General features: G+C 50.7%; 20 protein-coding genes and 2 tRNA genes. 17 read left to right on the top strand and 5 right to left on the bottom strand.

All coding sequences use genetic code 11. The features are described 5' to 3' along the window. Positions 1–6: 6 nt before the first annotated feature. Positions 7–393 carry a hypothetical protein gene (locus ABXS88_RS03790; protein ID WP_353673859.1) on the bottom strand — a complete coding sequence of 129 codons (387 nt, stop codon included), beginning with the start codon at positions 391–393 and terminating at the stop codon, positions 7–9. A gap of 160 nt (positions 394–553) precedes the next feature. Here ABXS88_RS03790 and ABXS88_RS03785 point away from each other — a divergent pair, with 160 nt between their 5' ends. From ABXS88_RS03785 to ABXS88_RS03775, 3 genes are all read left to right on the top strand, one after another. After that, a complete protein-coding gene (locus tag ABXS88_RS03785; protein WP_353673858.1) occupies positions 554–919 on the top strand; it encodes a metalloregulator ArsR/SmtB family transcription factor in 366 nt (121 codons plus the stop codon). A 2-nt stretch (positions 920–921) separates the two neighbouring features. Beyond that, a complete protein-coding gene (locus ABXS88_RS03780; protein ID WP_353673857.1) occupies positions 922–1,524 on the top strand; it encodes a histidine phosphatase family protein in 603 nt (200 codons plus the stop codon). Positions 1,525–1,651: 127 nt separating this feature from the next. Continuing rightward, a complete protein-coding gene (locus ABXS88_RS03775; protein WP_353673856.1) occupies positions 1,652–2,836 on the top strand; it encodes an aspartate aminotransferase in 1,185 nt (394 codons plus the stop codon). A 167-nt stretch (positions 2,837–3,003) separates the two neighbouring features. On the opposite strand, the gene ABXS88_RS03770 is transcribed toward ABXS88_RS03775, so the two are convergent. Further along, positions 3,004–3,075, bottom strand: a tRNA-Thr gene (locus ABXS88_RS03770). Between the two features lie 5 nt (positions 3,076–3,080). Next, positions 3,081–3,165 (bottom strand) — tRNA-Tyr (locus ABXS88_RS03765). 176 nt (positions 3,166–3,341) lie between these two features. Between ABXS88_RS03765 and ABXS88_RS03760 the strand changes: the two genes are divergently transcribed. From ABXS88_RS03760 to ABXS88_RS03735, 6 genes are all read left to right on the top strand, one after another. Then, the gene (locus tag ABXS88_RS03760) at positions 3,342–4,283 is read left to right on the top strand and encodes a DUF1517 domain-containing protein (RefSeq protein WP_353673855.1); all 942 of its coding nucleotides are present in this window, start codon (positions 3,342–3,344) and stop codon (positions 4,281–4,283) included. A 109-nt stretch (positions 4,284–4,392) separates the two neighbouring features. Next, on the top strand, positions 4,393–4,773 hold the full coding sequence (locus tag ABXS88_RS03755) for a hypothetical protein (RefSeq protein WP_353673854.1): 381 nt from the start codon (positions 4,393–4,395) through the stop codon (positions 4,771–4,773). Positions 4,774–4,903: 130 nt separating this feature from the next. Then, positions 4,904–5,686 (top strand): peptidylprolyl isomerase, encoded by a 783-nt coding sequence (locus ABXS88_RS03750; protein WP_353673853.1) that lies wholly within the window; start codon positions 4,904–4,906, stop codon positions 5,684–5,686. Between the two features lie 90 nt (positions 5,687–5,776). Then, positions 5,777–8,767 carry a peptidase domain-containing ABC transporter gene (locus ABXS88_RS03745; protein WP_353673852.1) on the top strand — a complete coding sequence of 997 codons (2,991 nt, stop codon included), beginning with the start codon at positions 5,777–5,779 and terminating at the stop codon, positions 8,765–8,767. A 70-nt stretch (positions 8,768–8,837) separates the two neighbouring features. Further along, positions 8,838–10,598 carry an HlyD family efflux transporter periplasmic adaptor subunit gene (locus ABXS88_RS03740; RefSeq protein WP_353673851.1) on the top strand — a complete coding sequence of 587 codons (1,761 nt, stop codon included), beginning with the start codon at positions 8,838–8,840 and terminating at the stop codon, positions 10,596–10,598. Positions 10,599–10,712: 114 nt separating this feature from the next. Beyond that, positions 10,713–10,844, top strand: a complete 132-nt coding sequence (locus ABXS88_RS03735) for a hypothetical protein (RefSeq protein ID WP_353673850.1) — start codon at positions 10,713–10,715, stop codon at positions 10,842–10,844. Here ABXS88_RS03735 and ABXS88_RS03730 read toward each other — a convergent pair. Further along, positions 10,841–11,818: an ion channel gene (locus tag ABXS88_RS03730; protein WP_353673849.1), complete on the bottom strand. Its 978-nt coding sequence runs from the start codon at positions 11,816–11,818 to the stop codon at positions 10,841–10,843. The genes ABXS88_RS03735 and ABXS88_RS03730 overlap by 4 nt on opposite strands. A 128-nt stretch (positions 11,819–11,946) precedes the next feature. Here ABXS88_RS03730 and ABXS88_RS03725 point away from each other — a divergent pair, with 128 nt between their 5' ends. The 8 genes from ABXS88_RS03725 to ABXS88_RS03690 all read left to right on the top strand — a co-directional run bounded on the left by ABXS88_RS03725 (position 11,947) and on the right by ABXS88_RS03690 (position 18,866). Then, a complete protein-coding gene (locus ABXS88_RS03725; RefSeq protein WP_353673848.1) occupies positions 11,947–12,549 on the top strand; it encodes a peroxiredoxin in 603 nt (200 codons plus the stop codon). Between the two features lie 104 nt (positions 12,550–12,653). Next, on the top strand, positions 12,654–13,142 hold the full coding sequence (locus tag ABXS88_RS03720) for a YqhA family protein (protein WP_353673847.1): 489 nt from the start codon (positions 12,654–12,656) through the stop codon (positions 13,140–13,142). A gap of 97 nt (positions 13,143–13,239) precedes the next feature. Then, complete coding sequence (gene lpdA, locus ABXS88_RS03715) at positions 13,240–14,664, top strand: dihydrolipoyl dehydrogenase (protein WP_353673846.1); 1,425 nt, start codon at positions 13,240–13,242, stop codon at positions 14,662–14,664. A 70-nt stretch (positions 14,665–14,734) separates the two neighbouring features. Then, entirely contained in the window at positions 14,735–15,211 is a 477-nt protein-coding gene (locus ABXS88_RS03710; protein ID WP_353673845.1) for a universal stress protein, read from the top strand. A gap of 46 nt (positions 15,212–15,257) precedes the next feature. Then, on the top strand, positions 15,258–15,551 hold the full coding sequence (locus ABXS88_RS03705; RefSeq protein ID WP_353673844.1) for a YggT family protein: 294 nt from the start codon (positions 15,258–15,260) through the stop codon (positions 15,549–15,551). 6 nt (positions 15,552–15,557) lie between these two features. Beyond that, positions 15,558–16,709, top strand: a complete 1,152-nt coding sequence (locus ABXS88_RS03700; protein ID WP_353673843.1) for an anhydro-N-acetylmuramic acid kinase — start codon at positions 15,558–15,560, stop codon at positions 16,707–16,709. An 88-nt stretch (positions 16,710–16,797) separates the two neighbouring features. Then, positions 16,798–17,241: a hypothetical protein gene (locus ABXS88_RS03695; protein ID WP_353673842.1), complete on the top strand. Its 444-nt coding sequence runs from the start codon at positions 16,798–16,800 to the stop codon at positions 17,239–17,241. A 68-nt stretch (positions 17,242–17,309) separates the two neighbouring features. Then, positions 17,310–18,866, top strand: a complete 1,557-nt coding sequence (locus ABXS88_RS03690; protein ID WP_353673841.1) for a serine/threonine-protein kinase — start codon at positions 17,310–17,312, stop codon at positions 18,864–18,866. A 76-nt stretch (positions 18,867–18,942) separates the two neighbouring features. On the opposite strand, the gene lepA is transcribed toward ABXS88_RS03690, so the two are convergent. Beyond that, positions 18,943–20,757, bottom strand: coding sequence for a translation elongation factor 4 (gene lepA, locus ABXS88_RS03685; RefSeq protein ID WP_353673840.1), 1,815 nt, complete (start codon positions 20,755–20,757; stop codon positions 18,943–18,945). Positions 20,758–20,871 lie beyond the last annotated feature (114 nt).

The following is a 20,871-nucleotide window of genomic DNA, read 5'->3' as shown; positions in this document are numbered from 1 at the left end:
TGAATGTTAGTTTTGCTGATGGGAGTTTTGACGGCCCAGGGCATAGACCGCCCCAATCATGCTAGCCAAGAGGCCGGTGCTGATCGACCAACTACTGCCCAGGCCCCATTCCACGGCCCAATTGCACAGACTGCCGAAGACCAAAAAGGGAAGAATGCTCACCAAAGAAGCGTAGAAAAGATTTTGGGCTTCCCGAGCCGGGCGCGTCCGCTCAAACTCAGCTTCTGAAGTGTAGAGGGAACGCTCCGCAAAATTGAACCATCGTTGTAACTGTGCAATGAGCCAATTTTTCCAGGATACCAGGGCCAAATATAGCCCCAACGACCAAAGACAACTACCCGCAATCATGACCGTGCTAATGGGGATTGCAAAGGGAATCCAATCGGTGAGCATTTATTTTGCGCCATAAAGTTTTTTGAATTTTACCCTACCGCGCGAGGGGTTCTCTGTTTTCGAAGCCCCTGCAACCCTTCTGTTGACTCCCCTCGGCTTCAGACCTGACAAGTTCGGGCCATGGTAAGATGAGAACGATTATTTGCGTGATTTCCCCCCTATGCCTGAGATTTCCTCGACGAAATCAGTCCCCGAAATTCTTCCCTTGGTAGCGGAGTATTTCAAGGTTTTGTCCGAGGTGAGTCGTTTGCAAATTTTGAGTAGTTTACGGGCTGGCCCCAAAAATGTCACGGAACTGACAGAGGCCACCGGATTAGGTCAGGCCAATCTCTCTAAGCACCTTAAAGTCTTGACCCAGGCTGGGATTCTCTCTCGTCAAACTCAAGGGGTGAGCGCCTATTACGCCATTGCCGATCCCTCTATTTTCTACATCTGCGAACTAGTTTGTAACCGCATCGGCCAACGGATGCAACAGCAAGTTGAAGTGGTGAGTGCCCTCCCCTTCTTTTCTTCTCGTACTCCCTGACTATGGAGCGCCGCCTCTGGTTGGTACGCCACGGTCATCGCTTAGATTTTGCCCAGCCCGAATGGTTTAATACGGCCCCCCGGCGCTACGATCCGCCCCTGTCTATCCAGGGCCAATCCCAGGCCCAGTCCCTAGCGCAAAACCTGGCCCTCCAGCCCATCGATCATCTTTTCTGCTCTCCCTTCCTCCGGGCTATTCAGACGGCGGCCCCCCTGGGAGAAGGACTCGGCCTCCAGCTCAAGGTCGAAGCAGGTTTAGGAGAATGGTTAAATCCTGACTGGATGACCGCGACCCCCCAGTTGGAACCCTGGGAAAGCCTCTATCACCAATACCCCCAGATAGATACCCGCTATCAAGCCCGGCTTATTCCTACCTATCCCGAATCCCTAGCGGCTGTCCTAGCCCGTGTTGCGACTATCAGTCAGCAATTGCTCGCTGACTTTCCTGGTAATCATCTTTGGGTGGGCCATAGCATCACCCTCCAGGGGGCACTGACGGCCCTGCTCGGCCAGCCGCCCATAGGCTCCTTTCCCTTTGCCACCGTCGTGGGCCTGACGCAAACCCCAAGGGGCTGGTTACTAGAGTCCCCAATACTCCCTCAGTAATTGATCTAAGCTATCCCGTGGCAACTGAGCCGACAGAAAACCTTTGCATCCCATTTTCGGTGATTATTTCGGAGAGGCCAGAGAAATGCGACAATAGTCGATTGCACCTATTGATATTGCACTTGCGATGAGTCTGACCTGGATAAGCCCTGCGGATCGATTAAAGTCTTTGCCTCCCTATGTGTTTGCTCGCCTCGATGAATTAAAAGCTAAGGCTCGGGAACAAGGATTAGATCTCATCGATTTGGGGATGGGCAATCCAGACGGTTCGGCCCCCCTCCCGGTAATTGAGGCGGCTATGGCGGCCTTTTCGGCTCCCCAAACCCATGGCTATCCCCCCTTTGAAGGGACAGCCAGCTTCCGCCACAGTATTACCCAGTGGTATCAACGGCGCTACGGGGTCGAGCTTGACCCTAACAGTGAGGCCCTGCCCCTCATTGGCTCCAAAGAGGGCCTGGGTCATTTGGCCCTAGCCTACATCAATCCAGGGGATGTGGTTTTGGTGCCCAGTCCTTCCTATCCCGTTCATTTTCGTGGCCCTGCCATCGCTGGGGGCCAGATCTATCCTCTTCTGCTATCCGCTGAACAAAATTGGCTCATTGACCTAAGCCGGATTCCAGAGGATGTTGCCCAGCGGGCCAAAATTCTTTACTTTAACTATCCCAACAATCCCACCACCGCTACGGCCCCCCGGGCCTTTTTTGAAGAAATTGTGAATTGGGCCCACCACTACCAAGTTTTGCTAGTTCATGACCTGTGTTACGCGGAACTAGCTTTCGATGGCTACCAACCCACTAGTTTGTTGGAAATCCCCCGAGCTAAGGAATTGGGAGTTGAATTTCATACTCTATCTAAGACCTATACCATGGCGGGGTGGCGAGTTGGCTTTGTCGTAGGCAACTCCGATATTATTCAGGGCCTGCGTACCTTAAAAACAAATTTTGACTACGGTATCTTTCAAGTCGTCCAAAAGGCGGCGGAAACGGCCCTGGGCCTACCCGAAAGCTATATCCAGGAGGCCCAACAGCGCTACCAACAACGTCGAGATTTTATGGTATCGGGCCTGGCTAAGTTGGGATGGCCGATTAAACCCTCCCAGGCCACCATGTATCTTTGGGTTCCCTGTCCCCCTGGCCTAACCTCCGCAGACTTTGCTCTGCAAGTGCTGGAAAATACCGGGGTCGTCTTTACACCTGGTAGTGCCTTTGGAGAAGCGGGGGAAGGCTATGTCCGCATTAGCTTGATTGCGGAGTGTGACCGTCTGGGCGAGGCCCTACAACGCCTAGAAACGGCGGGAATTCGTTACGCTTAAGAGCAGCTAGCAGCTAGGCCGTTGGTTCGTTTTCCCGTAGTCAGGCCCAGGACGTCCCTGGGTTCTCTGCATTTTTTGCAGCTACAACTAAGTCGGGTTAGCCTGGCGACACTACACATTGTAAATAGTGCTTCTCCAGGCGATAAATAATAACTGCATATCAATAAAGCCCTTGACGAGGATTGAACTCGTGACCTCACCCTTACCAAGGGTGTGCTCTACCACTGAGCTACAAGGGCAATTGTGGTGGGCCGAGCTGGATTTGAACCAGCGTAGGCATAGCCAGCGGATTTACAGTCCGCCCCCATTAACCACTCGGGCATCGACCCATTTGTTTCACGATTATCAATCATATCATTCCTTCCCCGAAAGTCAATGTTTTTTTGTAACCAGATGCTCTAAGTCTGTGGCCACCAGCACTCGGAAATTGTCTAGGGCACGCTAGGAAAGATCCGTTAACCTAGAAATAATCCAACGCCTGTGCCTTTGGTTTTGAGGTTTCGTTATGCTCCACTCTCCTATTCCTCGCTTTAGATCGCTGTTGAAGCCAGCTTTAGCCCTAGGCTTAAGCTTATTTTTGCTCTTTGGTCATAGTGCAGAGGCTTGGGCCGCAAGGAGTGGCGGACGAATTGGTGGGGGCTCCTTTCGGGCTCCGAGCCGAAGCTACAGTACTCCTAGTCGGAGTTATCGCTCGGGAGGCAGTTACGGCGGGGGCATTGGCTTTCCCTTTCTACTTCCCTTTTTCGGTTTTGGTGGCTTTGGCAGTCTGCTCGGACTTCTTGTGGTGATTGCTATTGCCAATCTATTTATTAATGTGATGCGGGGTGGTAGTAACCGGGCCGACGGGAATTTCATCGAAGAAGATAATCCCTTGGTGAGTATTGCTCAACTGCAGGTAGGCCTACTGGCTAGTGCCAAGGTCTTAAAAACGGATCTGGATCAGTTGGGAGTCACCGCAGATACAGGTACTCCTGCTGGTAGAATCGCTCTTTTACAAGAGGCAAGTTTGGCCCTGTTGAGGCATCCAGAGTACTGGGTTTATAGCGCAACTCAGGTCGAAAATGCTCCCTTGTCCCTAGCAGAGGCCCAGTTTAACCAATTGAGCTTGCGGGAGCGGAGTAAATTTACGGCGGAAACCCTCAGTAATGTCAATAGCCAATTGCGTCGGGTAGAGCAGAGCCGATTACCGGGAAATGGAATTGAAGACGGCCTTCCCCTGGTCAATGACGACTACATCCTAGTCACGATTCTTGTAGCTACCCTGGGCAAGCTATCTCTCCCAACGGTCAATGATGCCAGTGATCTACGCCAGGCCTTGCAAAAGTTGGGGGGAATTGGAGGAGAGCAACTACTGGCGGTCGAAGTCCTCTGGACGCCTCAAGCGGAAAGAGATACCCTTAGCCGAGATGATCTACTAGTAGAGTATCCTAACCTTAAACTTATCTAGAAACGGGTAGGCGTCAGTGGCCTGCGTCCTGAGAGGAGCAATGGTCTGGATTCAGGTTACCCTCCTTTGCTGATAAATAACTTCTCCCACACCTTCTATCTATCGAGCTATGTCCAGACGAAAAAAACTTTTTCCCTGTGGCCATAAAGGCTATGGGCAGAGGTGCCACCTTTGTGCTCAAAAAGAGCAACAGCAGGAACAACGCAAGCAAGAAAAGGAAGATTGGCAATTGACCTTCACCGCCGATCCCATCGATCTGCGCCACCTCCCCAAAAATGTCGTCCTTAAAGCACGACAAATTCTCGCTGGCTTGGCCAATCACCAAGATTATCGGACGTTCCATGGTAAACGTCTGCGCCACGATCGCTTTATTATCAGTATCCCAGTGACTCGTCACTATCGTTTACTTTGTCGGGATCAAGGCCATCAAGTTACCCCCGAAGAAGTCATTTCCCACGAAGACTACAATGTCTGTAAGCCAGGTCATTAGGCCGTTCTTGTGGGGGAATTTCCAGAAGCCTGTACAATAGGTGAATTTGGTTACCCATCTCCTGCGAGCAAGGAAACCAATGACCGATTATTTATCAATCCTGATGTTTAGGCTAGGAGCGTTTTGACGTATGCCAGTGGTATTGCAAGTTGGTGACCAACTCATTGCCGAGGATGAACTGTATCCCCTACTAGCGCAATATCAGCTGTTGCCTCGTCTGGCGAGGGAACTCCTGATTGACCAGGCGATCGCCACGGTGGATTGCTCCGCCGAGGAGCACAAACAGGCCTTGGAAGCCTTTTGTCAACAGGCTCAAATTAAAACGGATGAGCAGTTCCAGGCTTGGTTGACTCAAGCCGGTATGACCCAAGTCCAGTTGGAGCAGTCGATTATTCGGGAATTGAAGTTAGAGAAATACAAGCAACAGACCTGGGATGACCAGTTAGAAGGCCATTTTCTGGCTTGTAAAGACCAACTAGACCGCGTGATTTACTCTTTAATTCGGACGAAGGAAGCAGGGATTGCCCAAGAGCTTTATTTCCGCATTCAGGAAGGTGAAGGAGATTTCGCCGATCTGGCCCGACAATTTTCTGAAGGCGGCGAAGCCCAAACCGGTGGGGTGATTGGGCCCGTGGAGCTGAATACTCCCCACCCCCAGATTGTTCAGGTTCTCAAAACCACACCGGCCGGCCAAGTGGCACCTCCCCTGCAAATTGGCGAATGGTGGGTCTTGATCCGTCTCGAAAAATATTTGGCCAGTCAGTTGGACAATGCCCTACGGCAACGGCTACGCAATGATCTCTTTCAAAAATGGTTGGCGGCTCAAATTCAACAGCAAGTGAAATTTTTCCCTCCCCAGAGTCGGGATTTGGAACCATTGGCTCCTAACGTCGTCGTCGGGGCTGAAGCCTAATCCCTTAAATTTTGCTTAAACTCTGACCGCCAAGATAAGAAACTTGATTAATTTCATCTCCTGGGATGGGGATGTGCTACACCAATTACCATGAGTCTGACCCTTACCGATTACCAAACGCTCTTACAGGAAATTCCCCCTTTCAGTCAATTACCCCCCGAAGCGATCGCCGATATTGCTAACCAGCTCCAATCCTGGCGTTATCGCATGGGACAAGTGATTCTGATGCGAGGCAAGCTCCCTAATCAAGTTTATTTTCTTGTGAGTGGCCAGGCTCGACTATTGGGTTATGACCCCCGCACAAATTTGCCCGTTACCCTAAGACTGCTCCAGCCGGGAGATGTATTGGGCTGGATTAATCCAATTCGCGGCCTTCCCTGTGAAACCGCCATTGCCTCTACGGAATCGGTGTGTGTCGGTCTACCCCTTGAGGCCTTTCTGGCCCTGCTAGAAAAATATCCCATATTAAGCTCGGCCTTTCGGGAGCACTGCTCCCTGGTGGAATTGTTTGAACTCCTGGGCACTTACCTGCAAAAACAGGCCCAGGGAGAGGCCGATCTACGGCAACTTACTCTTGATACCATTGGCCAAACTCAAGTCTATCACCTGCCTCCCGGTCGCCATAGCTTGGCGAGTCATCCCCCCCTCCAGGAGGAGCATACCCTTTGGCTAGTCAGTAGCGGTGAAGTGCCGGAAACTCAAGTGGGGGACTTGCTCGATACGCAAAATTCCTCCATCGTTGAGGTAACAGGAACAGAGAACGTTCGTCTGATCGGGATTCCCCGTTCAACGAAATGTATTGAGGCCCCGGCTCCGATTCCCCTAGCCGATGTCTCGGTACTTCCCCCCGAAGAATCTCCCTTTGCAGATGTTCCCTACGCCCAGGCTGATCTTCTTGGCAAATCCGTTACTCCCAAGGTAACTAGCGACCGCACTAATTTCCCTGTGGTGCGGGGCAAAACGCCGGCGGAATGTGCGGTCGCCTGTTTTCACATGGTAAGCCAGTATTTTGGGATGCCTTTTCGCCGGGATGTCATTCAACGCATTGTGGATGAGGAAATTCGCCGCAATCAAACCATTTCTCTCCCCGTAGCCGGCGCCATCACGGAGTTAATGGGCCTCACCAGTCAGTTGGCTCGGATTCCCAGTACTTCCTTTACTCAGTTGCCTGTTCCTTGCATTATCCGCTGGCAGGATAGTATGGCGGTGGTCTACGAGGTCAACGACCGTCAGATCACTGTGGCCGTCCCTGAACTCGGCCTAGTCCGTCGTCAGCCGAAGGAATTTCTTAGTAGTTGGGGCGGCCAAGGGGAAGTGCTCCTCCTGCAAAAATCCAAGGAAACGCCCCAGGAACGCTTTGGTTTGAGTTGGTTTATACCGGCAGTCAATAAGTATAAAGGCGTTTTGCTGGTGGTCTTTGCGGCCTCCTTCTTTGTCCAACTATTTGGCCTGGCCAATCCCTTGATGATCCAAATCATCATCGATAAGGTGATTGTCCAAAATAGCCAAGATACCCTCCAGGTTTTGGGCATTGCCCTCCTGGGGATTGCCTTCTTTGAGGCCATTCTCAGTACCCTGCGCACCTATCTGTTTGTGGATACCACTAACCGGATTGACATGAGGCTGGGGTCAGAAATTATTGACCACCTGCTGCGCTTACCTCTCCGCTATTTTGAAAAACGACCTGTTGGAGAAATTTCCACCCGCGTCAATGAGCTAGAAAATATCCGGCAATTCCTGACAGGGACGGCCCTGACGGTGGTGCTAGATTCGGTGTTTTCCGTGGTCTACATCATCGTCATGATTATTTACAGCCCGATTTTGACGGCGGTGGCCCTGGGGATTGTGCCGATTTTTGTGGTCATGACCCTGGTGTTTTCCCCCTTGATTCGCAAACAACTCCGTACCAAGGCTGAGCGCAATGCGGAAACCCAATCCTACTTGGTGGAGGTCATGTCCGGTATTCAAACGGTCAAGGCCCAAAATATTGAATTACGTTCCCGCTGGCAATGGCAGGATAAATACTCCAATTACGTGACTGCCGGCTTCAATACGGTGATTACTTCAACCCTAGCCAGTTCCACTAGCCACTTCCTTAACCAGCTTTCCGGTCTGTTGGTGCTCTGGGTCGGAGCCTACTTGGTGTTAAAAGGAGAACTAACTCTGGGGCAGTTGATTGCTTTCCGGATCATTAGTGGCTATGTAACCTCCCCCATTCTACGCCTAACTCAGCTTTGGCAGAATTTCCAAGAAACGGCCCTGTCCCTGGAACGTTTAGCGGATATTGTGGATACGCCCCAGGAATCGGAGCAAGACCGCTTTAATATCCCCATGCCCGAAATCAAGGGCTCGGTGAAGTATGAGAATGTTTGCTTTCGCTTTAAGCCCCATGGCCCTCTGCAACTCAACAATGTTAGCTTGTCCTTCCCTGAAGGTACCTTTGTGGGCCTGGTCGGTCAGAGTGGAGCCGGCAAAAGTACTCTCACCAAATTACTGTCTCGTCTCTACGAACCTGAGAGCGGTCGTATTCTTGTCGATGGCTACGACATTGGCAAAGTAGAACTCTATTCTCTACGACGTCAAATTGGTGTTGTTCCTCAAGAGACATTACTCTTTGATGGTACGGTACAGGACAATATTGCCCTCACTAACCCTGATGCGAGCACAGAACAAATTATCTATGCCGCGAAGGTTGCCGCAGCCCATGAATTCATCATGAGCCTGCCCAACGGTTACAACACCCGCGTCGGAGAACGAGGTTCCTCCCTTTCTGGGGGCCAGCGTCAACGAATTGCTATTGCGCGCTCGGTACTCCAGCGTCCCCGAATTTTAGTATTAGATGAGGCTACTAGTGCTCTGGATTACATTACAGAGCAACAAGTATGTATCAATTTAGGCGAGGCTTTTCGGGAGCATACTGTCTTTTTTATTACTCACCGTTTAAGCTCCGTTCGCAGTGCAAACGTAATCGTTATGATGGACGGAGGAGCAGTGGTCGAACAAGGGAGCCATGAAGAATTAATGGCATTAAAGGGCCGTTATTACTACCTCTACCAACAACAGGGGAGCGGCAGTTTCTAGGCTAGTGTCCTGTTTGTAGACCTGAATTAACCCATACTTTTCTTCCTTGATAGACCCCATAGGAGCGATCATGAATCCTTTAACCCAGGAATCTTCCCGTAACGGCCAGGCCAACAGTAACGGTAATGGTAAAGTAACTGCCGCGATGGATAACGGCACCCTGGCCTCGGAACCCCAGGCTGAGAGTCCGGCAAAAACCATCGAAGTACAAACTCAACCTTCTCTTTTTCAACCAGAACAATCCTTGATCTTGCGTCAGTCACCTATATGGTTACGGGGCATTGCTCTGGGGATTATGGGCGTCACCGTGGCTACCATTACTTGGGCTTCCATTGCTACCATTGAGCAGGTAATTCCCGCTACCGGCCAGTTAAAGCCCCAGGATACCGTTAAGGATGTTCAGGCCCCGATCAATGGGGTTGTTCAAAAAGTCCTCGTTAAGGACAATGAATCTGTCAAGGCTGGCCAGACTCTCGTGATTATGGATTCAACTGCCACGGAATCGGATCTCAAGGCGGCCCAAAAAATTAAACAATCTCTCCTGCAAGAAAATGAATTTTATCAGACGCTTTTAGAAAAGAATTTAACGGGGGCAGCATTTGATGCGGCAGTGAGTCGTTTAAATTTGCCCTGGGAAGTGGTTTCTTTGGCTAAGAACCGAGCGGCTCTGGTACAAGAGAATGCGCTTTACCAGACCCTCCTCGGCTTGGGTAATGGTAATACCAGTCTGAGCCCAGATCAGGAATCCCGACTGCGACGGACACAGTACGAACTGGAAACGCGGATGATGGCGGCTCGCTTGGAAATCCAACAACTGGAAAAACAACTGAATCAGGCCCAGGTTCAGCTCGCTTCGGCCCAATCTCAACTCCGGGAAGATCAAAAAATCCTGGTGGATTTGGAAAGTCGTAATCGCAAAGCCATCTCAGAAGCAGAGAAAAGCTTAGAAATTGAAGAACGGATTCTAGGCAATGTCACCCCCCTGCTAGAGGAAGGAGCCTTGGCTAAACTGCAAGTTGAAAAACAACAGCAGGCCGTCAATGACCGCTACAAACAAATCATTGAACAGCGAGTCAATGGCAGTGTCGAGTTAGATAAGCAAAAACAACAGGTACGGAGCCGTCTAGCGGAGATCGATCGCCTACAGCAGGAAGAAAGACGACTCCAGAATCTCATTGACCAAGCCAGTGCTCGCTTGACCAACACGAGCGCTATCACAGAAAAAGATATTACCGACCGCATTGCCGATAATGATAAGCGTCTTGCTGAAATTGATAGCCAATTCACCAAAGTTATTGTTGAAAATAACAAGCGAATTAATGAGCTTAATGGCCAAATTAGCCGATCCAAAGTTACCTTGAAATATCAAGAAATTAAATCTCCTGTGAATGGCACCGTCTTTGACTTAAAGGCCACTCCGGGCTATGTTACTCCCCCCAACCAGACAGAACCCCTCCTCAAAATTGTGCCCAGGGATAATTTAGTAGCGGAGGTCAATGTTACCAATAAAGACATTGGTTTTGTTCGTACAGGAATGAAGTCCGAAGTTCGGATTGATTCCTTTCCCTACAGTGAATTTGGGGACATTAAGGGAGAAGTAAGCTCCATTGGTTCCGACGCTCTCCCGCCAGATCAGGCTCATCAGTACTATCGTTTTCCGGTTCGAATCAAGATGGAATCCCAGCAATTGAAATCCCAGGGCCGAACAATTCCCCTCCAGTCAGGGATGTCAATTACTGCCAATATCAAGGTACGGGAAAAACGGACAGTTATTAGTCTCTTTACGGAGCTATTTACCAAGAAATTAGAAACCCTAGAAACCGTTCGTTAGAGGCTATTGATTTTATAATGTTGCCCCGGCGAAATCGCCCCTCAGCTTGTCATGGTCGATCCATAGGAATTGTGCCAGGATCAAGGTGTAGTCTCTCGTTGTGGGGTCTAAGCGATGAACACCAAACAGCCCAAATTGACCTATCCCGCTACTGAACACAAACCCGTCAAAATGATGCAAAACCCCAGTCATCTTTTCCGGCATCAAAATCGGGGCATTGCTCAGGGCCGTATTACACCAGGTTAATCCACCATTAATAGCGTTTCCCCTGCTGTAGGAGGCGGGGGAACCCGCAATGAAACGGTATCGTGAAAGCGTCCCAGCTCTAAGCACCACCGGCCGTCGGGAGTTTGATAAAAAATATCGACAAAGCGATGGTGCCAGCGTAGTTCTGGTATAGCGTAGGCATAACGACTGTGAATTGTCTGGGAAAAGGTTTCATCGAGGCCAGTTAAACTCACCCATAATTCAACACCGACCTCTGTTAGGGTTTCTATAGTTTGTCCGTACAACGGACTGGTCGGGGTAATTGGGTGCATGATTAACCAACTTAACCCGAAAATCGGCGTCTGGGAACGCACCAAGTCTAGGTCGTAGAAACGTCGGAGGAGATAACCTTCCTGTGTCATCTCATCTCGCGTCAGGCTGACCCGCACCTGAGCCTCTAGAATGCGATTATTCCGCTGGTTGGCTGCCCGAAACATCAAGGTAGGAATCCCTTCAAAGGGACAAATAACAGCGACTTGGCTAAATAGGATCTTGGCAGTGGGCCGAGAAAAACGGGCAAACATCAGGCCGGTCAACACCGCCAGACAAAGCAGGCCCACAAAGATTTCAATGGTAACCAGAATGTGCACTGCCAAACTTTGGGGATACATAGATCCGTAGCCCACGGTAGAGAAGGTTTGAATACTAAAGAAAAAGGCATCCTTAAAGGAACCGGCCTCGGCATTGCCAATGCCGCCCCCCAAGTACCAAAAAACGATGGCGAACAGCAGATTAAGCCCAAAATAAAAGGCCGTCACTAGAAGTAAAAAATGACGCCAGGACAGGGCAAATAGCCAATGGTAGAGATCTAGGTGGACGATGAACTGGAGTCCTGGGCGCTGACTTCTCTGGATAGCAGTGCGGAGGGTTTTGACTTGTCGAGCTTTGGATTTGGGGGAGGCGGTCAGGGGGGAAAACCGCTTAGGGAGCCGGGGGAGGGAAGGAACTTTCATGGCGGCGGCCGTTAGTCAAAATTAAGGCGACTGTGATAGTGTTTTAACAAGTTTTTCGTGTTTGACCGGGATTGTCAGTATCAGTCTGCAGTGGAGCAGTTTACTTAAATTTTGGAGTGTCTCTAGTTATGACAGAGTGTTTGCGCGTGGGTATGCTTGCCCCGGACTTTACAGCAACGGCGGTTATTGACCAACAATTCCAAACCCTGAAGTTGTCGGACTATCGGGGTAGATACGTTATTTTGTTTTTCTATCCCCTCGATTTTACGTTTGTTTGTCCCACGGAAATTATTGCTTTTAGTAATCGGCATGATCAATTTAAGGCCCTGGACACTGAAATTTTAGGGGTTTCTGTGGACAGCGAATTTTCCCATTTGGCCTGGATTCAAACCGAGCGCAAGCAAGGGGGTCTGGGGGATATTGCCTATCCACTCGTAGCCGACCTCAAAAAAGAAATCAGTACGGCTTATAATGTCCTTGACCCAGAGGCTGGTATTGCCCTAAGGGGCCTGTTCATTATTGACCGGGACGGCATTATCCAGCATGCCACCATCAATAATCTTTCCTTTGGCCGCAGTGTGGACGAAACTCTGAGAACCCTGAAGGCTATTCAGCACGTCCAGTCCCATCCCAATGAAGTGTGTCCCGTTGGCTGGCAGGAGGGAGAGCAAACCATGACTCCAGACCCCATTAAGGCCAAAGCCTATTTTGCAGCGCTAGAGGCCTCCTAGTGCTTTGAGAAACGTTGATACTAGGATAACTAACCCCTAAGACTTCCTGAGGAAGCACTTGTTCCCCCAGGAAGACAAATAATATTCTTATACTTTTTGTTTTTATGTTGTTGATAAAATCGCTGTTGTGTCAGAGTAAATATCTTATTTTGTTATCGGTTTTCTTCATTTTACTGACCTCCTTTGCGGCTTTTATCTATGCCTCTGTCCTCGCAGGCCATTTGCTGTGGGAACTCCTGACCCACAATTGGTTTGTTGAGAAGATTGAATTTCAGTTTGTTGAAGTCATTGAGCGATTTTTAACTGCCATTACTCTCCTGATTTTGGCTATGGGCCTTTACGAATTGTTTATCCAGCCCTTGAAAATTGCTAGTCCCCTCCGGGTTCATAGTTTTCATGAACTAAAGTCTAACCTGGGTAATGTTATCCTGTTAAATATGGTTGTGATCTTCTTTGGCGATCTGGCCGAAGATCAGGACGCCCTGGCCCTACTCTGGAAAGCTGTGGCCATCACCTTAATCTCCGGGATCTTGATTCTTTTTTCCCAAAAATCCTCCGCCCATGCCTTGCCGACTGACCCCAAGCCTGAGTGAGATTGAGTACCACCGGAGCTTCTGTAAGGACTGGTTTCCTGGGTACCCCTTTGCTCGTACACTAAGAAGCGGATGAAACAGAGGCGCAATCGTTAACATGAGTCAGGATTTTGATTACGATTTGATCATTATTGGCGCGGGTGTTGGGGGCCATGGTGCGGCGCTCCATGCTGTCAAATGCGGCCTAAAAACAGCCATCATCGAAGCCAAGGAGATGGGGGGAACCTGTGTTAACCGGGGTTGCATTCCCTCCAAGGCCCTGCTGGCGGCCTCGGGCCGAGTGAGAGAACTGCAAGATAGCGAGCATCTACAACACTTGGGAATTCAGGTAGGAGGCGTGGCGTTCCAGCGGGAGGCCATTGCTGCCCATGCGACGGATCTAGTCCACAAAATTCGAGAAGACCTCACCAATAGCTTGACTCGCCTCAAAGTAGACACCCTGCGGGGTTGGGGCAAGGTAGTCGGGCCCCAAAAAGTCAGTGTGATCGGAGACAGCGGTGAAAAGACCTACACCACTCGAGATATTTTGCTCTGTCCGGGGTCAGTGCCCTTTGTTCCTCCCGGGATTGAAATCGATCATAAAACGGTCTTCACCAGTGATGAGGCCATTCAACTCGAACAGCTTCCTCCCTGGATTGCCATCATTGGCAGTGGCTACATTGGGCTGGAATTTTCCGATGTCTACACCGCCCTGGGCTGTGAAGTCACTATGATTGAGGCCCTGGATACCTTGATGCCCGGTTTTGACCCTGATATTGCCAAGATTGCGGAACGGGTACTGATCAAACCCCGCAATATTGAAACCTATGTAGGAACCTTGGCGAAAAGCGTGAAGCCGGGTCATCCCGTCGTGATTGAGTTGGCCGATGCCAAAACTAAAGAAGTAGTAGAAACCCTAGAAGTGGATGCCTGTCTTGTCGCAACGGGCCGAATTCCTGCCACTAAAAACCTGGGACTAGAATCTGTGGGCGTCGAAGTGGATCGTCGGGGTTTTATTGCGGTCAATGACCAGATGGCCGTCCTCAAGGACGGAGAACCGGTGCCCCATCTGTGGGCTGTTGGCGATGCCACGGGCAAAATGATGCTGGCTCACGCAGCCTCTGGGCAGGGAGTGGTCGCGGTTGAAAATATCTGTGGCCGGGCCAAAACCATCGATTACCGGGCCATTCCCGCTGCTGCCTTTACCCACCCGGAAATTAGCTATGTGGGTCTAACGGAGGCTCAAGCCCAGGCCCTGGGTGAAACAGAAGGCTTCACCATTGCCACGGCCAAAACCTACTACAAAGGCAATTCCAAGGCCCTGGCAGAAAAGGAAACCGAAGGCCTAGCCAAAATTATCTATCGTCAGGATACTGGAGAACTGTTGGGGGTTCATATCATTGGGATTCATGCTTCGGATCTAATCCAAGAAGCAGCCAATGCCATCGGAGAACGCCGTTCCGTCCGGGAACTGGCCTTCAATATCCATGCCCATCCAACCCTGTCAGAAATTCTTGATGAAGCCTACAAGCGGGCCAGCTAGCCTCTTTCCTTGGCCACCGCTTGCGATTCTCGCCCCCTTCTAGACTCCGGTTCCTCTATCCAACACCGTTATGGTTTACTCAAAAATTCTTGCTGCCCTTGACCAGTCTGCCCTGAGGGGTGATGTGTTTGAACAGGCCTTGGCTATGGCAAAACTCAATCAGGGCCAATTAATGCTCTTTCACTGTATTCCTCTAGAACAGACCGTTTTGACGCCCTATCCCAGCATCTACAGTGAAGAAATGGCCAATTTTTCTCGGGTCATTCACGAGCGCCTGCAACAGCAGACAGAGGAAACTCAGCAATGGCTAGCTGATTACGGGTCTAGGGCTGAACAGCAGGGCATCCGCACAGAATGGGATTGGAAAATCGGGGAACCGAGTCGTCATATCTGTGATCTAGCCAAAACCTGGGAGGCCGACCTGATTGTGCTGGGGCGACGGGGCCTCCAAGGCCTAGCAGAAATATTTTTAGGTAGTGTCAGCAACTATGTCGTTCACCACGCCCGGTGCTCAGTGTTATTAGTGCAACAGCCTAAGCCGGAGTGAAAGCTTCGCTACAATATTCATCGTTCCCTGTGTTATTAATGTTGCTATGACCTTTGTTAATCTAATGAGTCAGGCCCTAGGCATTATTCTGGCCTTGATGACGGTTCTTTTTATTTTTCGGATTATTCTAACCTGGTATCCCCAAGTCGAGATGGCTAGAATGCCTTGGCGTTTGGTAGCTCTGCCGACAGAGCCGTTACTCGTCCCCCTGCGACAACTGATTCCTCCCTTGGGAGGGGTTGATATTACCCCCGTGCTTTGGGTAGGGATTTGTACCTTCTTGCGGGAAATCTTGATCGGCCAGCAGGGCATTTTAACCATGGCCTCCTACCTTCATTAATATGTGATGGCATATTGTATTGGCTTGATGAGCGGGACATCGGTGGATGGTATCGATGCAGCTTTAGTGGAAATCTCCGGTTCCCGTCTAGACCTCCGAGTAGAACTCCTCCAAGGGGCGACCTATCCCTATTCTCCGGCCCTACGACGACAAATTTTAGCGGTCTGCGCTGGCCAGACCTTGACCATGGCCGAATGGGCCGATCTGGATGAGGCCATTGCCATCGCCTTTGCCCAGGCCGCCCAAAATATCCAAACCGGCTATCCCCATGCTGACCTGATTGGTTCCCATGGCCAGACAGTTTTCCACCGCCCGCCCCAGGGTCAACGCTTGGGCTATAGTTGCCAACTGGGACGAGGAGAAGTAATTGCCCAGCTTACGGCTATCCCAACGGTCAGCCATTTTCGCCAGGCCGACTTGGCTGCCGGAGGCCAGGGTGCGCCTCTGGTCTCCAAGATTGATGCCTGCCTGCTGGGCCATGACACAGAACACCGCTGTATTCAGAATATTGGTGGCATTGGCAATGTCACGTATCTTCCCCCTCGTCAGACCCCTGACTGGGAAGACAAAATCCGAGGCTGGGATACGGGGCCCGGCAATGTCTTAATCGATCTGGCGGTACAAAGGTTCAGCCAAGGACAACAAACCTACGATCATCAAGGCCAGTGGGCAGCCCAGGGCCAACCCTATCAACCCCTCGTTGACCAGTGGCTTCGTCAGGATTTTTTCCAGCAACCGCCGCCTAAGTCCACCGGCCGGGAATTATTTGGGCCGGATTATCTCCAACAATGCTGGCAAGATGCCCAGGCCTATACTCTCGGGGAAGCCGACTTTTTAGCGACTCTGACAGAATTAACCGCTCGCTCCATTGTGGAAAACTATCGGGCCTTTTTACCCTGTCTTCCCGATACCCTCCTCCTCTGCGGTGGCGGTAGCCATAATCTGTACCTCCAGCAACGGCTAGCCCAACACCTCGGGCCTCAAACCCGCCTAGCCACAACAACAGAGAACGGCCTGGCCAGCGACTACAAAGAAGCCATCGCCTTCGCTATTCTGGCTTACTGGCGATTCTATAATTCATTTCCCGGTAATTTACCCCAGGTGACTGGCGCTCAACAGCCCTGTTTGCTCGGGGAGATTCATCCTAAAATAGGGTAGAAAAGTGAGGGCGATTGCAGACTATTTTTAGCCAAAATGTTAGATATTGGACAAGTAAAGTTCTCTGCCCGGATAAAGGAGGGGTAACTTGACCCATACATTTCTCTTAGAAGCTGGACGTTGGCACATTGAAGGTTACTGGTTTGAACGGAATCAGCTTCCCCAACCCCTCAAAGGTCGCTCCATCATTGCCTGGCAACAGGAAGATTGGTTTACTATGGTGACTAAGTTGGTTTTTCCAGATAGTGACCGCGAAGAAATCTCCTTTCAGTACCGGGGGCGCCTTAACGAAGAAGAGCGGCAATATACCTATGTATTGCAACATAGCCAACTTGGTCGGGTGGAAGGAGAAGGCTGGGTGTTAGAGAAATCCATCATCCAACGCTACTGGGTACTGGGAGACCGACAACGCCGCAGTGGGTTTGAAACGTTTCACCGTTTGAGTGAGCACCGCTATCATTTAGCGAGCGGCATCCTCGCTGGGCACTATCTAACCAGTACCCTCGAAGCAACCTTTGAGCACCAACCCTAGACGGAATTGGGATTCGTATTTTTCTGCCCCTTAACCTCTCCCGTGGCTATCGCCAGGCCCTGTTCTCTATGACCCCAGATTCTCGCCATCGCCGCTTACTCGCCAATCGCTACCAACTCGTCGAACTGGTGGGGAGTGGGGCCATGGGTCAGGTCTATCGGGCTGAAGATAAACTCCTAGGGGGGGTGACTGTCGCCGTTAAATTCTTGTCCCAGGCCCTGCTCAATCAACGCATGAAGGAACGCTTTGAGCGGGAAGCCACCATTTCGGCCCTCCTGGGAGAAAAAAGTATTCACATTGTCCGGGTCCGGGACTACGGGTTGGATGAGAAAGAAATTCCCTTTTACGTTATGGAATTTCTCCAGGGCGAAAGCATTAGTGACCTGATCAAGTACCGCCCCTTGCCTGTTGATCGGTTTTTGCGCATTACCCGGCAAATTTGTTTTGGTTTGGAATGTGCCCACAGAGGCATTTTGTATCAGGGGGAAATTTGTCCCATTGTCCATCGGGATATTAAACCCAGCAATATTTTATTGGTACAAGACCAGGCTCTGGGGGAACTGGTTAAAATCTTAGATTTTGGTATTGCCAAGCTGGTACAAGCGGAGGAATCCCAGACCCAGGCCTTTATGGGAACTCTTGCCTACTGCTCCCCAGAACAAATGGAGGGTAAGGAGTTGGATAATCGCTCAGACATCTACAGTTTGGGCATTATGATGTACGAAATGCTGACTGGAGATATGCCAATTTTCCCGGAAAACTCTTCCTTTGGGGGCTGGTATGAGGCCCACCATCACACCAAGCCTAAACCAATGAACCCCAGCTATCGGATTCCTCCTTCCCTAGAGGCCCTGGTGATGGACTGCATGGCCAAATCGCCTAAAAATCGGCCCCAGGTGGTAGAGGAAGTGATTAAATCCCTGGAAGCCATTGAAATCGAAATTTCCCGTCCCAAGGTCGCTAACCGTCCCTCGATTCCTGACCCGGAGGATTCCCAGCCGACCGTCGTTATGAAACCCCGTGGCCCGCGGCCGACCTCCATGGCGACCAGTCGGCTACTACCAGCGGCAGAGGCCTGTCGGCAGATGACCTGGCCAAAGGATAAACCCGTCCAGAAAATTGTGTTTCCCCAAATTATTCGGGCGGAGGAGGGGACTCTGGCTAGCTTGTGGGTGATGTTGGAGCAGGAAGATATTACTGCTCGAATGACGAGTATCCGCTACAACCAATTCCTGATGACCAATTCTCCCCATCCCATGGTGTTGTGGATTACGGTACTCTTTCACCGTCAGTATGGCCCTCGTTGGCTTCCCTGTTACATCGATCTGAAGACCCCAGCCGGTCAACGCATCGCTATGTTGTTGGGACAGAGAGGCAACTATTCCATTCTCTTCTTTGCCCTAGAGCGTCCAGAACAATGCCAGCAAGTGCTAACGGCAACCATTGCCCCCAATCAAAGCAAACTTTTACAGGAATGGGCCAGCAATAGTCAGAATGTTCCCGCGGGTAAATCTCAGATATCCAAACAACTCCTCAAGCAAGAGTTTGAAAAACTAAAGCCCAAGATTGTGGCCAAGTTATCCCAAGTCAAGCCCTCTTTTAATAAAGAGGTTTCGGGATTTTAGACCCCTGCTTTTTATGGACTGGGGGTCTGTTGTGGGGTCAAACTTTAGTGATTTAGTACAAAGCTCTCGGACTAGATTAACCCTGTTGGTCTAACTTAAGTACCGCCATAAAAGCTTCCTGGGGCACATCAACGGTTCCAATGGCCTTCATTCGTTTTTTACCCTTGGCCTGTTTCTGTAAAAGCTTTTTCTTCCGGGAAATATCACCACCGTAGCACTTAGCTAATACGTCCTTGCGCAGGGCCGGAATATGCTCACTGGCAATCACCTTCGCGCCGATGGCCGCTTGAATGGGAACTTTGAACTGGTGGCGTGGGATCAATTCCTTCAGTTTTTCGACCAAGGCCCGGCCCACATAGTAAGCCTTATCCCGATGGACGATCATGGCCAGGGCATCGACCCCGTCCCCATTGACTAAAATGTCTAATTTCACCAGGGCATTTTCCCGATAGCCAATCAGTTGATACTCCATGCTGGCGTAGCCCTTGGTGCGAGATTTCAGTTGATCAAAAAAGTCCGTTACCACTTCGGCCAACGGTAACTCGTAGATCAGGGCCGTGCGGGTTTGGGTGAAATATTTCATGTCAATAAAGACTCCCCGCCGGCTCTGGCACAGTTCCATTAGCGTCCCGACATAGTTTTCCGGGGTGATCATTTCCACCTTGATATAGGGTTCTTCGATCTTGCTCCGGTGTTGGGCATCAGGGAGTTGACTGGGATTATCCACCTCTAGGATTTCGCCGTCCATGGTGGTCACGCGATAGATAACTGAGGGGGCCGTCGTGATTAAGTCCAGATTATATTCCCGCTCTAACCGCTCCTGGACAATTTCCATGTGTAACAGGCCTAAAAAGCCACAGCGGAAACCAAAGCCCATGGCACTAGAGGTTTCAGGTTCGTAGGACAGGGCCGCATCGTTAAGCTTGAGTTTTTCTAGGGCATCCCGCAGATCGGGATATTGGTCGGCATCAATGGGAAAGAGGCCACAAAAAACCATGGGATTGGCCTCGGTATAGCCGGGCAGAGGCGTCTGGGCGGGGGTCATTGCTAAGGTAATCGTATCGCCGACCCGCGCATCCCCTACGGCTTTAATGGCGGCGGCAAAATAGCCAACTTCCCCGGCATGCAGTTCATCCACCTGGACTTGGGTCGGTGATAGGACCCCCAGTTCATCAATGACATATTCCTTGCCTGAGGCCATCAAACGGACTTTATCCCCCCGTTTAACCCGGCCATCCATCACCCGAAAATAAACAACTACGCCGCGATAGGCATCGTAATAGCTGTCAAAAATCAAGGCCCGTAATGGGTCTGCCACCGTATCTTGGGGGGGGGGCACCAAATGGACAATGGATTCTAAAATATCCTCGATCCCCAGGCCAGCCTTGGCGGAAGCCTGAATCACCTGACTGCAATCGAGGCCCACCACCTCTTCAATTTCCCGGGCTACCCGTTCTGGTTCAGCACTGGGCAGGTCAATTTTATTGAGCACAGGAATAATTTCCAGGTTATTTTCCAGGGCCAGATAGACGTTAGCTAGAGTCTGAGCCTCTACTCCCTGGGAGGCATCCACCACCAGCAAGGCCCCTTCACAGGCGGCCAGAGAGCGCGAAACTTCGTAGGAAAAATCAACGTGGCCGGGGGTATCGATCAAATTGAGAACATAGTCCTGGCCATCCTTGCCCCGATAATTCATACGAGCTGCCTGGAGTTTAATGGTAATGCCCCGTTCCCGCTCCAAATCCATGTTGTCGAGAAATTGCTCCTTCATCTGCCGTTGTTCGACGGTTCCGGTCACCTGCAACAGTCGGTCGGCTAACGTCGATTTACCGTGGTCGATGTGGGCAATGATGGAAAAGTTACGAATCCGAGAAACGGGAACGTCGGTCATAGGTGGCCAGCAAGGGGAAAGGGTTACGAAATTTTAAGCTTTAACCCATTGTAGTGGTTTTACCCCGCGAAAGTACTTCCTTCGGTAGGGGATCCCCCCTAATCCCCTGTCCAA

The organism is Synechocystis sp. LKSZ1 (genome assembly GCF_040436315.1).
In the GTDB taxonomy this organism is placed as follows: domain Bacteria; phylum Cyanobacteriota; class Cyanobacteriia; order Cyanobacteriales; family Microcystaceae; genus Synechocystis.
This window is presented reverse-complemented; position numbering and strand designations above follow the sequence as displayed.